Here is a 14169-nt window from a genome sequence, read left to right as displayed (position 1 = left end):
GCTCCAAATACTCCGGGGGGTCCGGGGGCTGGCCCCCGGGCTCTCGGCTCAGTCGCCCTCGAACACGGGTTTTTCCTTGGCCACAAAGGCATGATAGGCGCGCTGGAAATCCTGCCCCTGCATGCAGATCGCCTGCGCCTGCGCCTCGGCCTCGATCGCCATTTCAAGGCTCATCGACCATTCCTGCGCCAGCATCGTCTTGGTCATCATATGGGCGAAATTGGGCCCCTCGGCGATCCGCGCGGCCAGCGTCTGCGCCTCGGCCAAAAGGTCGTCGGCGGCGACTTCGCGGCTGAAAAAGCCCCAGTCCACGCCTTCCTGCGCCGACATGCTGCGCCCGGTGTAAAGCAGTTCGGCGGCGCGCGACTGGCCGATGATGCGCGGCAGGATCGCACAGGCCCCCATATCGCAACCGGCCAGCCCGACGCGGGTAAAGAGGAACGCGGTCTTGGCCTCTGGCGTAGCGAGGCGAATATCCGAAGCCATCGCCATGATCGCCCCGGCACCCGCACAGACCCCGTCGACGGCGGCAATGATCGGCTTGCCGCAACCCAGCATCGCCTTGACCAGATCACCGGTCATCCGGGTAAAGCGCAAAAGCTCTTTCATCGTCATCTTGGTCAGCGGGCCGATGATTTCATGCACATCGCCGCCCGAGCTGAAATTGCCGCCATTGGGGGCAATGACCACCGCCTTGACCTCGTCGTCATAATGCAGATCACGAAACCAGTCGCGCAGCTCGGCATAGGAGTCGAAGGTCAGCGGATTCTTGCGGTCCGGCCGGTCGAGCGCGATGGTCGCGATCCCGCCGTCGATCTCGCATTTGAAATGTTTCACGTCGCTGCGCATCAGTCATGCTCCTTCATCGTGTCGCTAAGGTGGTCGAGACGGCGGACCATGCCGTCCACATCGTCGGAATCGAGTCCGGCCAGCATCGCGTCGATCCAGCCTTCATGCGCGGCGGCATGAGTGGCGAACACCTCGTGCCCCTTGTCGGTTAGCCGTACCCGGTGCGCCCGCCGGTCGCCCGGCACGGCCACGCGAAGCGCCAGCCCCTCCTCGGTGAGCTTGTCGACGATCCCGGTGATATTGCCGTTCGACACGCGCAGCATCTGCGAAATCTGGCTCATCTTGAGACCCTCGGGGCTGCGATAGAGCGCCGACATCACGTCGAACCGCGGCAGGGTCGACCCGAACTCGGCCCTGAGTTTCTGGCGAAGACTGGCCTCGATCAGGTTCGATGCCTTCAAAAGCTTGAGCCAGAGCCGCAGCCGCGCCTTGGAGAGCGGCTCCTTGCGGTCGGTCGTTTCGGTCTTGCGTGCCTCGCTCATACGTTGCCCACCATCTCTGCCTCGCGGTCGGCCAGCCGCCAGAGCTGATCACGCCCGGCAAGATAGGGCAGGGGCCAGTCGTTGCCGTGCCGGTCCCCGATCCGGGCCGCCTCGTGAAAGGTCCAATAGGGATCGGCCAGGTGCGGCCGCCCCACCGCAACCAGATCGGCACGCCCCGCCATCAGGATCGAATTGGCGTGGTCGGCCTCGTAGATGTTGCCCACGGCCATGGTCTTGATCCCGGCCTCGTTGCGGATGCGATCCGAGAAAGGCGTCTGGAACATCCGGCCATAGACGGGCTTCGCCTCGGTGCTGGTCTGCCCGGCCGAGACGTCGATGATATCGGCGCCCGCCTCGGCGAACATGCGCGCGATCTCGACCGCCTCTTCGGGCGTGACACCGTGATCGCCGACCCAGTCATTGGCCGAAATGCGCACGCTCATCGGTTTGCCTTCGGGCCAAACGCTGCGCATCGCCGCGAACACTTCGAGCGGATAGCGCATCCGGTTCTCAAGATTGTCGCCATACGCATCGCCCCGTGTGTTCGACACCGGCGAGATGAAGGACGAGATGAGATAGCCATGCGCGGCGTGCAACTCGATCATGTCAAAGCCCGCCCGATTGGCCATATGCGCCGCGTCCACGAACTGATCGCGCACCACGTCCATCTCGGCGCGGGTGATCTCGCGCGGGACGGGGTTTTCGGGTGACCACGGGATCGGCGAGGCCGACACGACCTCCCAATTGCCATCGGGCAGGGGGGCGTCCATCCGCTCCCACCCCAACTGGGTCGACCCCTTGCGCCCGGAATGGCCAATCTGGCAGCAGATCTTTGCGTCCGTCTCGGCGTGCACGAAATCCACGATTCGGCCCCATGCGGTTTCGTGTTCGGGCGCATAAAGCCCGGGACAGCCCGGCGTGATCCGCCCTTCGGCGCTCACGCAGGTCATCTCGGTATAGACAAGGCCCGCGCCGCCCTTGGCACGCTCGCCCAGATGCACGAGATGCCAATCCGTCGGGCTACCACCCACCGCCTTGTATTGCGCCATGGGCGAGACGACGACCCGGTTCTTGAGCGTCATGTCACGCAGCGCGAAGGGTGTGAACATCGGCGCACGCACCGGGGCCTCTTTGGGCACGCCCGCCTGATCCATGAACCAGCGCTCGGCACTTTCAAGCCATTCATGATCGCGCAGGCGCAGGTTTTCATGGGAAATCCTCTGCGACCGGGTCAGCAGCGAATAATTGAACTGCACCGGGTCGAGATCGAGATAGCGTTCGACCTCTTCGAACCATTCAAGACTGTTGCGCGCCGCTGATTGCAGGCGCAGCACTTCGAGCCGCCGCTCGTCCTGGTACCGCTGGAACGCGGCCTCCATGCTGGGTTCGGAATGCAGGTAATCGGCCAGCGCGATGGCACTGTCGAACGCGAGCCGCGAACCGGACCCGATCGAGAAATGCGCCGTCGCCGAAGCGTCGCCCAGAAGCACCACATTCTCATGATACCACGTCTCGCAAAGCACGCGCGGGAAGTTGATCCAGACCGCCGAGCCGCGCAGATGCGCCGCGTTCGACATCAATTCATGCCCGCCGAGGTGATCCTCGAACACCTTGCGGCAGGTCTCGACGATCTCTTCCTTGCTCATGCCCTCAAAGCCGAACCTGTCCCAGGTTTCCTGGCTGCATTCCACGATGAAGGTCGCGGTGTCGGCGTCGAACTGGTAGACATGCGCCCAGATCCAGCCATGTTCGGTCTTCTCGAAAATGAAGGTGAAGGCGTCGTCGAATTTCTGATGCGTGCCAAGCCAGACGAACTTGCATTTGCGGGTGTCGATGTCGGGCTTGAACGCGTCGGCATATTCCTGCCGGACGCGCGAATTGATCCCGTCGCAGCCGACGACGAGGTCAAATTCCTTCCGGTAGTCCTCGGCGCTCCTGAATTCGGTTTCGAACCGCAGGTCGACGCCGAGCTCGCGGGCGCGTTCCTGTAGCAGGCTCAGCATCTGCTTGCGCCCGATCCCGGCAAAGCCATGCCCGCCGGACACGGTGCGCTGGCCCTGGTGGACCACGGCGATATCGTCCCAATATGCGAAATGATCGCGGATCGCCCGTGCGCTTTTCGGATCGTTGGTTTGCAGCTTGTCCAGCGCGTCATCCGAAAGAACCACACCCCAGCCGAAGGTGTCATTGGCGCGGTTGCGTTCAATTACCGCGACCTCATGCGCGGGGTCGCGCAGCTTCATTGAGATCGCAAAGTAAAGGCCGGCCGGCCCACCCCCCAGACATGCAACCCGCATCGAGGCCTCCCATGATTCGCCGGGCCGGAACAGGCCCGATGGGGTCAGTCTGGCCAACATGTCTAAATATTTCAAGCTTGAAAATTATATATGTTGATTTTACCGCCCGCCGAGGGCAAGCTGGTGAGCGGGAGGCGGCGAGACCGGGTTTCTTGTGGGCATGCTTACGTTTTTGTTGACAAGCGCGGTCGCGTTGGGAACCCTTAGGGCTGAGCAATATATTGCATCACCGGCAGCGGAGATTCGCGCTGTATCGGGAAGATGGCCCGGGATGGTGGGGCAATATAATGCCGATCAACGGGAGGAAGAAAATGAAATTGAAATCATTTATGCTCGCGGCCTGTGCCGCGGCGATGACAACCGGCGCGGCACAGGCCGATGGCCTCAAGGTCGGGATGATCACAACGCTGTCGGGGGGCGGTGCCGGACTCGGGATTGATGTGCGTGACGGTTTCATGCTGGCGGTCAAGCAATCGGGTCGCTCGGATATCGAACTGGTGGTCGAGGACGATCAGCGCAAGCCAGACGTGGCGGTGCAACTGGCCGACAAGCTGGTGCAGTCGGAAAAGGTCGATGTGCTGACCGGGATCATCTGGTCCAACCTCGCCATGGCGGTGGTGCCGTCGGTGACGGCGCAGGGCAAGTTCTATCTCTCGCCCAATGCCGGGCCCTCGGCGCTGGCTGGCAAGGGGTGCCATCCGAACTATTTCAACGTGTCCTGGCAGAACGACGCCTTCAACGAGGCGGCGGGTGCCTGGGCCACGGAAAACGGCGTCGAGAAGGTCTTCCTGCTGGCGCCCAACTATCCGGCGGGCAAGGACATGATCGCGGGGTTCAAGCGCTTCTACGATGGTGAGGTCTCCAACGAGGTCTATACCAAGCTTGGCCAGACCGACTATGCCGCCGAAATCGCCCAGATCCGGGCGGATGATGCGGATATGCTCTATTACTTCCTGCCCGGCGGCATGGGGATTTCCTTCATGAAGCAATATGCCGGGTCCGGTGCGGACAAGCCGGTGATGGGCCCGGCCTTCAGCTTCGATCAGGGTATTCTGGGTGCCATCGGCGAGGCCGCGCTTGGCGTCAAGAACACCTCGCACTGGTCCAAGGATCTCGATGTGCCCGGCAATGCCGAGTTCGTGGCAAGCTTTACCGAGGAATTCGGCCGCCTTCCGTCGCTCTATGCCGCGCAGGGGTTCGATACCGGGCTGCTTCTGGCCTCGGCGATGGAAAAGGCCGATGTCTCGGACGCGGATGCGTTCCGCGCCGCGCTGAAAGAGGCGGATTTCCAGTCGGTCCGGGGTGATTTCAAATTCGCGCCGAACCATCACCCGATCCACACCATCTACATGCGTGAGGTGGTCAAGGAGGGCGATGTCGTCACCAACAAGGTGATCGGCGTGGCGGCCGAGGATCACACCGACGCCTATGGCGTTGACTGCAAGATGTAAGTCGATGGCCGCCGGGGCTTCGCGCTCTGGCGGCCCAGACGAAATTCACGGCAGGTTTACGGGCATATGGATCTGGTCCTTCTGATCGAGCAGCTTCTCAACGGGCTGCAATTCGGGGTCATGCTGTTTCTCATGGCGGCGGGGCTCACGCTCATCTTCGGGGTGATGGGGCTCATCAACCTCGCGCATGGCTCGCTCTACATGGTGGGGGCCTTTGCCGCCGCGGCCGTGGCCTCGGCGACCGGCAGTTTCACACTGGCGCTGATCGCGTCGCTGGCCGCCGCCGCGATCGCCGGGGTGATCGTCGAAATGGTCGTGATCCGAAGGCTTTATGACCGCGATCACCTCGACCAGGTGCTGGCCACCTTTGCCCTGATCCTGATCTTTTCCGAAGGCACCCGCTGGGTGTTCGGATCTTTCCCGCTCTATCTCGATGTGCCGAGCGCCCTCTCGGGCGCGGTCGATCTGCCCTTTGGCATCAGTTACCCGGCCTATCGCCTTGCCATCATCGGGATCGGGTTTGTCGTGGCCTTTGGTCTTTTCCTGCTGATCACCCGGACGCGGATCGGGATGCGTATCCGCGCGGGCGAAAGCGACCGCGAGATGATCGCGGCACTCGGGGTCAATATCGCGGTGCTTTACACGGCGGTTTTCGCCCTCGGTGCGGCGCTTGCGGGCTTCGCGGGCGCACTGGTCGGCGCGATCCAGTCGGTGCAGGTCGGCATGGGTGAACCGGTGCTGATCCTGGCCTTCGTGACCATCGTGATCGGCGGAATCGGCTCGATCCGCGGTGCCTTTGTCGGGGCGCTTCTGGTCGGGTTGACCGACACGATGGGGCGTGTGCTTTTGCCGGTCCTGTTCGGTGCCTTCATGAACCCGTCCGCGGCCACGTCGATCGGTTCGGCCCTGGCGTCGATGTCGATCTATATCCTGATGGCGGCGATCCTGCTGTTCAAACCCACCGGCCTTTACGGGAGCGCCTGAACCATGCGGCGGGAAACCCTGATCAACACGGTTCTGACCCTCGGACTGCTGGCGGTTCCGCTGGCAGCCTGGGCCATGGACGAACCCTATACGATCACGCTGGCCACCAAGGTCGTGATCCTTGCGCTGGCCGGTGTCGGGCTCAACCTTGCGCTGGGGCTGGGCGGGTTGGTGAGCCTGGGCCACGCGATGTTTTTCGGCATCGGCGGCTACGCGGCGGGCATCCTGGCCAGCCACGCGCAAAGCTATGACCCGATCATGGAATGGCCGTTCCTGATCGAGGGCACCCAATCCATGCCGGTGATCTGGCTCCTGGCAATCGTGGTCTCCGCACTTGTGGCGCTGGCCACCGGCGCGCTCAGCCTGCGCACCTCGGGGGTCTATTTCATCATGATCACCTTGGCCTTTGGCCAGATGTTCTATTACTTCACCATCTCCTGGCCCGCCTATGGCGGCGAGGACGGGCTGTCGATCTATGTCCGCGACCGCTTCCCGGGGCTCAACACGCTCGATCCCATGCATTTCTTCGGGCTGTGCTTTGCCTTGCTCATGCTGGGCCTCTTCATCGTCGCGCGCATCTCGCGCTCGGGCTTTGGCCTCGCTCTCAACGCCGCGCGCCAGAACGAGGCGCGGGTGCGCGCAGTGGGGATCGAACCCTATCGCCTGCGGCTCATCGCCTTTGTCATCTCGGGCGCGATCACCGGCTTGGCCGGGGCGCTCTATGCCGATCTCAACCGCTTCGTCAGCCCGGTGATGTTCTCGTGGCAAACCAGCGGGGAAATCATGATCTTCGTGATCCTGGGCGGTGTGGCGCGGCTTTTCGGGCCGGTGGCGGGCGCTGCGCTTTTCATCATCCTCGAAGAGGTGCTGGGCGGCGTGTCGGATTACTGGCACATCTATCTCGGCGCGCTCCTGCTGATCGTCGTGCTGTTCGCGCGGGGCGGTCTGATCGGGCTTCTGGCGGGGCGCAACGGGGGAGGTGGCCATGACTGAGTCGCTTCTCGACATTCGCGGCATTTCCAAGTCCTTCGGCGCGCTCAAGGCGTCGGATGACGTGTCGCTCGATCTCAAGCAGGGCGAGATTCACGCACTCATTGGTCCCAACGGCGCGGGCAAATCGACCCTGATCGCGCAGATCGCCGGAAGCCTGCGCCCGGATAGCGGCGAGGTCTGGCTCGAAGGGCGCAACGTCACCCATCACGACACGGTGGCCCGGGCCAATGCCGGGCTGGGCCGGACGTTCCAGATATCCTCACTGGCGATGGAGGACACGGTGCTGCAAAACGCGGTGCTGGGCGCGCTCGGTGCGCGCCACCGCGTGCCGGGCGTCTGGCGTCCGGTGATGCGCGACAGCGATCTGCGCGCAACGGCCATCGAGGCCCTGCGCGAGGTCGGTCTCGAGGAATTCGCCCATTTTCGCACCGCCGATCTCAGCCACGGCCAGCGCCGCCAGCTCGAGGTCGCCGTGGCGCTCACGCTCCGGCCGCATGTTTTCCTGATGGACGAACCCATGGCCGGGCTCGGGGCCGAAGGCTCCGCCATCCTCGTGGAGTTCCTGCGCAACCTCAAATCCCGCGCGCCGATCCTTCTGGTCGAACATGACATGGACGCGGTCTTCCAATTGGCCGACCGGATCAGCGTTCTGGTCTACGGCCGGATCATCGCCACCGGATCACCGGACGAAATCCGCGCCAACCGCGAGGTGCGCGAGGCCTATCTCGGCGAGGAGGACGAAGAATGAGCCTTTTGCGTCTCGAACATGTCTCGGCCTTCTATGGCCCGTCCCAGGCGCTTTTCGACGTCTCGCTCAGGCTCGATCAGGGCGAGGTCGTGGCACTCATGGGCCGCAACGGCATGGGCAAGACCACCACGATCAAGGTGATCTGCCGGATGCTGAAACATCGCGGCGGGGCGGTGATGCTCGACGGGCAGGACATGGCGCGCTGGCCGTCCTATCGCGCCGCGCGGGCCGGGCTCGGCCTTGTGCCCGAGGGGCGGCGCTGTTTTCCCAATCTCAGCGTGCGGGAGAACCTGATCGCCTCGGCCCGGCCCGGTGACTGGACCCTGCGCCGCGTGTTCGACTTTTTCCCCCGGCTGGGCGAGCGCGCGGGCCAGATGGCGGTGTCGCTTTCGGGCGGGGAACAGCAGATGCTGGCGATCGGGCGGGCGCTGATGACCAATCCGCGCATCCTCATTCTCGACGAGGCGACCGAGGGCCTTGCCCCGGTGATCCGCAACGAGATCTGGGCCGCCATCGGACAGCTCAAGCGCGACACCGGGCTGTCCATTCTCGTAGTCGACAAATCGCTCAAGGAACTCTCTCGCGTTGCCGATCGAGGGGTGATTCTCGAACGCGGCCGGTCTGTCTGGGGCGGCGGATTCGACCGTCTCGATGCCGAAAAGCGGGATCGCTACCTCGGCGTCTGAGCCGATTTTTCGCCGAAAAATCGTGCATTGCGCGCGCTCTAGGTGTGGAATTGCCGGATTTCAAAAATTTACCATTTGATAAAATTTCAACTTGTGGCACCCTGAGGAAAACAAAACCGAACTGGGAGATTTGCCACAATGGCGCATACCATCCGGACCCCCGGCATCGTCGCGGGCCGTCTTGCAGAGGATGTTCTGGCCGAGAATTTTTCGGACCTGCACCCGCCGCTTGACGCGCATGAGGCGCATGTCGCTGCTGACCGTTGCTATTTCTGTCACGACGCGCCCTGTATCACGGCCTGTCCGACCGATATCGACATCCCGCTTTTCATCCGCCAGATCACGACCGGAACGCCGCTTGCGGCGGGCAAGACCATTCTTGAACAGAATATCCTTGGTGGAATGTGCGCCCGGGTCTGCCCGACCGAGACGCTTTGCGAAGAGGCCTGCGTGCGCGAGATGGCCGAGGGCAAACCGGTCGAGATCGGGCGCTTGCAGCGTTTTGCCACGGATGCCCTGATGGCCCATGGTCCGCAACCCTTCTCCCGTGCGGCGGCCACCGGAAAATCCGTGGCCGTGGTGGGGGCGGGCCCGGCGGGTCTGGCCTGCGCCCACCGCCTTGCGATGCATGGGCATAATGTCGTGATTTACGAGAAGCGCGACAAGCCCGGCGGACTGAACGAATACGGCATCGCCAGCTACAAGACCGTGAACGGTTTCGCCCAGGCCGAGGTCGACTGGCTCCTGGACATCGGCGGCATCGACATTCGTTATGGTCAGGCGCTGGGGCATGACGTCACGCTGGATCAGCTCTCCGATGCCCATGACGCGGTGTTCCTCGGCATCGGCAAGACCGGCGTGAACCGGCTTGACGGGTTCGATCTCGATGGCATCCGCCCGGCGGTCGATTTCATCGCCGATCTGCGCCAGACTGACGACCTTTCGACCCTGCCAGTGGGCCGCCACGTGGTCGTGATCGGCGGCGGCATGACCGCCGTTGACGCCGCGGTGCAATCGCGGCTCCTGGGGGCCGAGTCCGTCACCATCGTCTACCGCCGCGCACAGTCCGAAATGCCGGCAAGCCGCTATGAACAGGATCTCGCCACCTCCAAGGGGGTCACCCTCGTGTTCAACGCACAACCGGTTTCGGCGAACGGGGCCGGGGCGGTTGAAAGCGTCACCTTCGAATATACCGCCACCAACGGGTCCGGCCTCAAAGGCACCGGGGAACGGTTCGACCTGCCCGCGGATCAGGTGTTCCTGGCCATCGGGCAGGTGCTCGAAGACGCGCCCGACGCCCTCACGCGCAAAGGCGCGGCACTTGCCGCCGATGCGGGCCACCGCACATCGCTGGCCAATGTCTGGGCGGGCGGCGATTGCTCGGCCGAGGGCGAAGACCTCACCGTGACCGCCGTGGCCCAGGGCCGCGACGCGGCCGAAGCGATCCACAAATCCCTGATGGGTGAAGGAGGGCCGGCAAATGGCTGATCTCACGACGAATTTCCTTGGAATAACAACGCCGAACCCGTTCTGGCTGGCCAGCGCGCCACCCACGGACAAGGAGTATAACGTGCGCCGCGCCTTCGAAGCGGGCTGGGGCGGCGTGGTCTGGAAAACGCTGGGCGAGGAGGGCCCGCCCATCGTCAATGTCAACGGCCCCCGCTACGGGGCCGTCTGGGGCGCCGACAGGCGCCTTCTGGCGCTCAACAATATCGAGCTGATCACCGACCGCCCGCTGCAAACCAACCTCGACGAGATCGCGCGGGTAAAAAAGGACTACCCGGACCGGGCGATCATCGTGTCGCTGATGGTGCCCTGCACCGAGGAAAGCTGGAAAGCGATCCTGCCGCGCGTCGCCGAAACCGGCGCTGACGGGATCGAGCTCAATTTCGGCTGCCCCCACGGGATGAGCGAACGCGGCATGGGCTCGGCCGTCGGGCAGGTGCCCGAATATATCGAGATGGTCACGCGCTGGTGCAAGGAAAACTACGACAAGCCGGTGATCGTGAAACTCACCCCCAACATCACCGATATCCGCTATCCCGCACGCGCCGCCAAGGCGGGCGGGGCCGACGCGGTGAGCCTGATCAACACCGTGAGTTCCATCACCTCGGTCGATCTCGACGATTTCTGCCCCGAACCCGCGATCGACGGCAAGGGCAGCCATGGCGGGTTGTGCGGTCCGGCGGTGAAACCCATGGCACTCAACATGGTGGCCGAGATCGCCCGCGACGCGGAAACCGCGGGCCTGCCCATCTCGGGGATCGGCGGGGTGACGACCTGGCGCGATGCGGCTGAATTCATGGCGCTTGGCGCGGGCAATGTGCAGGTCTGCACGGCGGCCATGACCTATGGTTTCAAGGTGGTGCAGGAGATGATCTCGGGGCTCAGCGACTGGATGGACCAGAAAGGCTACGAGAGCACCGATCAGTTCATCGGCAAGGCCGTGCCGAACGTGACCGACTGGCAATATCTCAACCTCAACTTCGTGACCAAGGCCCGCATCGACCAGGAAAGCTGCATCAAGTGCGGTCGCTGCTATGCCGCCTGCGAAGACACCTCGCACCAGGCGATCTGGATGAAGGAGGGGCGGGTTTTCGAGGTCAACGACGCCGAATGCGTGGCCTGCAACCTGTGCATCAATGTCTGCCCGGTCGAGGATTGCATCACCATGGAACGCATGGAGGCGGGTCAGACCGATCCGCGCACGGGCCGGGTGGTCTCGGACGACTATGCCAACTGGACAATGCACCCCAACAACCCGGCGGCGCAGGCGGCGGAATGACATTATGAACGTGATTTTTCGCAGAAAAATCGTGACCGAAAATTCTGCGAATTTTCTTGGGTGTTTGGTCTTTTGTCGGAGCCGGGGATAAGGCGGAACGCTCTAGATCAGGATATGGATCGGCCCGTTGTGGCACACGACGATGTATTGATCGGCAGTCTGCATCAACCGGTGGCCACGTTTGCGAACTTCCGCGAAGAAGCGGTCCTGGCCGACTTCGCGGTGGATCCAGGCAATGGACCTTCGGATCACGGCGCCCTTTCGGGCGGCCCGGGCCGAGAATACCTGGTCGATCCAGGCGTCCGCTCGCGTTTTCCGTGTCACCATCTGCATGACTTCATGCTGGCAGGACAAGGTTAATCACCGGTTAAGCCAAGGCCATCAGGGGCGCAGCATCCGGGTGAAAATCGCCTCGAGATGCGCCTGTGCATCGGGGTAGGGGTCGATGTCCTTGCTCCCCAGAACCGCATGCACCTGAACGTCGAAATCGGCGTAATGCTGGGTCAGCGCCCAGATCGAGAAGAACAGGTGATAGGGATCGACCGGCGCGATCTTGCCATCCCCGATCCAGTGGCGGATGACCCGGGATTTCTCGTCCACGAGATCTTTCAACTCGCCTGACAGATACGGTCCGATCCGTGGGGCGCCCTGGATGATCTCGTTGGCGAAAAGGCGGCTTTCGCGCGGGAAATCCCGGCTCATCTCGAGCTTGCGCCGGACATAGCCCAAGACCTCGTCGAGCGGCTCACCCGCCTCGTCGAGCGCCCGGAGCGGGTCGAGCCATGCTTCGAGCAACCCGTCGAGAAGCGCGGTATGAATCGCCTCTTTCGAGGGGAAATAATAAAGCAGGTTCGGCTTTGAGAGACCCGCCGCGCGTGCGATCTGGTCCACGGTTGCGCCGCGAAAGCCATGGGTCGAGAAAACGTCAAGCGCCGCTTCGAGAATCGCAGCCGTGTTCTTTTGCTGAATCCGCGTTGCCATCCACGCCTGCCATCACGTTCACATCCTCGCCCCTGCCCGGGCAAACCGATTGCCAGATGATCAAGCATCGACCTTTCTTGTGGAATGGCCTTTCCGAACAGGGCAACATGATGCGAAGTTCTTGACTGAGTGTAAAGCCATGTTAGCGTCGGTTTTGACCTGTTGGTCAAAACAGGCAAAAGTGGAGGTGAGGTGCGCGCTCTTCCCTCGACATAAAAAACGGACAGAGAGGACCACGCCATGCCCGCACCGGGAGAAAACCTGAGGATCAACGCAGACCGTCTTTGGGACAGCCTCATGGAGATGGCAAAAATCGGGCCCGGCATCGCCGGCGGCAACAACCGCCAGACCCTCACCGACGAGGATGCCGAGGGTCGCGCGCTGTTCCAGTCCTGGTGCGAAGAGGCGGGGCTGACCATGGGGGTCGACGAGATGGGCACCATGTTCGCGATGCGCCCGGGCACCGACCCCGATGCGCTTCCGGTCTATGTCGGAAGCCATCTCGACACCCAGCCCACGGGCGGCAAATACGACGGGGTGCTCGGCGTGCTGGCGGGGCTCGAGATCATCCGCACGCTCAACGATCTCGACATCAAGACGAAACATCCCATCGTCGTGACCAACTGGACCAACGAGGAAGGCACGCGGTTCGCCCCCGCGATGCTGGCCTCGGGCGTGTTCGCCGGCGTGCTCGGTCAGGACTGGGCCTATGACCGGGTCGATGCCAAGGGCAAGCGTTTCGGCGACGAGTTGGAGCGGATCGGCTGGAAGGGCGAGGAAAAGGTCGGCGCACGCAAGATGCATGCGTTTTTCGAATTGCATATCGAACAGGGGCCGATCCTCGAGGCCGAAGGCAAGGATGTCGGCGTCGTCACCCACGGCCAGGGGTTGCGCTGGATCGAATGTACGGTCACCGGCAAGGGCCAGCATACCGGCTCGACCCCGATGTACATGCGCCGCAACGCGGGCCGCGGCCTCGCGCGGGTGACTGAACTCGTGCACGAGATCGCGCTCCAGTATCAACCCAACGCCGTCGGCGCCATCGGCCAGATCGACGTCTATCCCAACAGTCGCAACATCATCCCCGAAAAGGTGGTCTTCACGGTCGATTTCCGCTCCCACATCCTCGAGACGCTCGAAGCGATGGTGCAGGAGCTGAACGAGACCGCGCCGGGGATCTGTGCCGATATCGGGGTCAATTTCAAATCCGAGGTGGTCGGCTTCTTCGACCCGCCCGCCTTTGACGAAACCCTCGTGGGCCGGGTGCGCGATGCGGCCGAACGCTTGGGCTATAGCCACATGGACCTGATTTCCGGGGCAGGGCATGACGCCTGCTGGGTCAACCGGGTCTATCCCACGACCATGGTGATGTGCCCCTGCGTGGATGGGCTTTCGCATAACGAGGCCGAAGAGATCTCCAAGGACTGGGCCCGCGCCGGGGCCGACGTGCTGATGCATGCCGTGGTCGAAACGGCGGAGATCGTGGGGTGATCTGTCCTGCCGCAGCTTGCCCGCCCGGGCAGGCACATGAGACTTTTGGGAGCAAGATGCCACCATGAGTGCCGCGAACGATATTCAGACGCTCATCGCCACCGAGCTTCACGATTACGACCCCGACGCGGGCAATATCCGCAGCGTGGGGCAGGTCGCACCGATGCCGGCCGACTGGCACCGGCTGTTGCTCGCGGAATTCCGCGCGGCGCTGATCGAGCCGCACGCGGTGGAAACCCTTTTCCCGGGCGGCATGACGGAAACCTGCTGGGCCGTCACGCAATCGAACGGCGCCTATCGCGTCATCTACATCCCGTGGGCCGAACTCTTTTCGCTCGCGGTCGAATCGAAATACGGCCCCGTCGATATCGGCGTCCATGGCGACGCGGTATCGGTCTTCGGGTCGATACATTGAGACAAAA

Annotated in this window: 14 protein-coding genes; 9 read left to right on the top strand and 5 right to left on the bottom strand. The window is 63.1% G+C overall.

Going from position 1 to position 14169, the window contains the following annotated elements; all coding sequences use genetic code 11:
* Positions 1 to 48 precede the first annotated feature (48 nt).
* From FLO80_RS02705 to FLO80_RS02695, 3 genes are read right to left on the bottom strand one after another with little or no spacing between them, the layout of a single operon-like run.
* A complete protein-coding gene (locus FLO80_RS02705; protein ID WP_188078194.1) occupies positions 49 to 849 on the bottom strand; it encodes an enoyl-CoA hydratase family protein in 801 nt (266 codons plus the stop codon).
* Positions 849 to 1331, bottom strand: a complete 483-nt coding sequence (locus FLO80_RS02700) for a MarR family winged helix-turn-helix transcriptional regulator (RefSeq protein WP_111361886.1) — start codon at positions 1329 to 1331, stop codon at positions 849 to 851. Before FLO80_RS02700 ends, FLO80_RS02705 begins: the two co-directional genes overlap by 1 nt.
* On the bottom strand, positions 1328 to 3628 hold the full coding sequence (locus FLO80_RS02695) for a bifunctional salicylyl-CoA 5-hydroxylase/oxidoreductase (protein ID WP_111362367.1): 2301 nt from the start codon (positions 3626 to 3628) through the stop codon (positions 1328 to 1330). Before FLO80_RS02695 ends, FLO80_RS02700 begins: the two co-directional genes overlap by 4 nt.
* Positions 3629 to 3939: 311 nt before the next feature.
* Here FLO80_RS02695 and FLO80_RS02690 point away from each other — a divergent pair, with 311 nt between their 5' ends.
* The 7 genes from FLO80_RS02690 to preA all read left to right on the top strand — a co-directional run bounded on the left by FLO80_RS02690 (position 3940) and on the right by preA (position 11275).
* The gene (locus FLO80_RS02690) at positions 3940 to 5079 is read left to right on the top strand and encodes an ABC transporter substrate-binding protein (RefSeq protein WP_111361887.1); all 1140 of its coding nucleotides are present in this window, start codon (positions 3940 to 3942) and stop codon (positions 5077 to 5079) included.
* Between the two features lie 66 nt (positions 5080 to 5145).
* Positions 5146 to 6063, top strand: a complete 918-nt coding sequence (locus tag FLO80_RS02685) for a branched-chain amino acid ABC transporter permease (RefSeq protein ID WP_111361888.1) — start codon at positions 5146 to 5148, stop codon at positions 6061 to 6063.
* A 3-nt stretch (positions 6064 to 6066) separates the two neighbouring features.
* Positions 6067 to 7056: a branched-chain amino acid ABC transporter permease gene (locus FLO80_RS02680; RefSeq protein ID WP_111361889.1), complete on the top strand. Its 990-nt coding sequence runs from the start codon at positions 6067 to 6069 to the stop codon at positions 7054 to 7056.
* Positions 7049 to 7804 carry an ABC transporter ATP-binding protein gene (locus tag FLO80_RS02675; RefSeq protein WP_111361890.1) on the top strand — a complete coding sequence of 252 codons (756 nt, stop codon included), beginning with the start codon at positions 7049 to 7051 and terminating at the stop codon, positions 7802 to 7804. Before FLO80_RS02680 ends, FLO80_RS02675 begins: the two co-directional genes overlap by 8 nt.
* On the top strand, positions 7801 to 8490 hold the full coding sequence (locus tag FLO80_RS02670) for an ABC transporter ATP-binding protein (protein WP_111361891.1): 690 nt from the start codon (positions 7801 to 7803) through the stop codon (positions 8488 to 8490). The genes FLO80_RS02675 and FLO80_RS02670 overlap by 4 nt, the downstream gene beginning before the upstream one ends.
* 138 nt (positions 8491 to 8628) lie before the next feature.
* Positions 8629 to 9978, top strand: a complete 1350-nt coding sequence (locus FLO80_RS02665; protein ID WP_111361892.1) for an NAD(P)-dependent oxidoreductase — start codon at positions 8629 to 8631, stop codon at positions 9976 to 9978.
* The gene (preA, locus tag FLO80_RS02660) at positions 9971 to 11275 is read left to right on the top strand and encodes an NAD-dependent dihydropyrimidine dehydrogenase subunit PreA (RefSeq protein WP_111361893.1); all 1305 of its coding nucleotides are present in this window, start codon (positions 9971 to 9973) and stop codon (positions 11273 to 11275) included. The genes FLO80_RS02665 and preA overlap by 8 nt, the downstream gene beginning before the upstream one ends.
* Before the next feature lie 102 nt (positions 11276 to 11377).
* Here preA and FLO80_RS02655 read toward each other — a convergent pair whose 3' ends face one another.
* Complete coding sequence (locus FLO80_RS02655; protein ID WP_111361894.1) at positions 11378 to 11608, bottom strand: N-(5'-phosphoribosyl)anthranilate isomerase; 231 nt, start codon at positions 11606 to 11608, stop codon at positions 11378 to 11380.
* 48 nt (positions 11609 to 11656) lie between these two features.
* Positions 11657 to 12256 (bottom strand): TetR family transcriptional regulator C-terminal domain-containing protein, encoded by a 600-nt coding sequence (locus FLO80_RS02650; RefSeq protein WP_111361895.1) that lies wholly within the window; start codon positions 12254 to 12256, stop codon positions 11657 to 11659.
* Positions 12257 to 12496: 240 nt separating this feature from the next.
* Between FLO80_RS02650 and FLO80_RS02645 the strand changes: the two genes are divergently transcribed.
* Together FLO80_RS02645 and FLO80_RS02640 are read left to right on the top strand one after the other, a co-directional pair.
* Positions 12497 to 13747: a Zn-dependent hydrolase gene (locus FLO80_RS02645; protein ID WP_111361896.1), complete on the top strand. Its 1251-nt coding sequence runs from the start codon at positions 12497 to 12499 to the stop codon at positions 13745 to 13747.
* A 64-nt stretch (positions 13748 to 13811) separates the two neighbouring features.
* The gene (locus tag FLO80_RS02640) at positions 13812 to 14162 is read left to right on the top strand and encodes a hypothetical protein (RefSeq protein ID WP_111361897.1); all 351 of its coding nucleotides are present in this window, start codon (positions 13812 to 13814) and stop codon (positions 14160 to 14162) included.
* Positions 14163 to 14169 lie beyond the last annotated feature (7 nt).

The organism is Aquicoccus porphyridii (assembly GCF_008369105.1).
Taxonomy (GTDB): Bacteria; Pseudomonadota; Alphaproteobacteria; order Rhodobacterales; family Rhodobacteraceae; genus Aquicoccus; species Aquicoccus porphyridii.
Note: the sequence above shows the minus strand (reverse complement) of the source record. Positions and strands in the feature narration are given on the sequence as shown.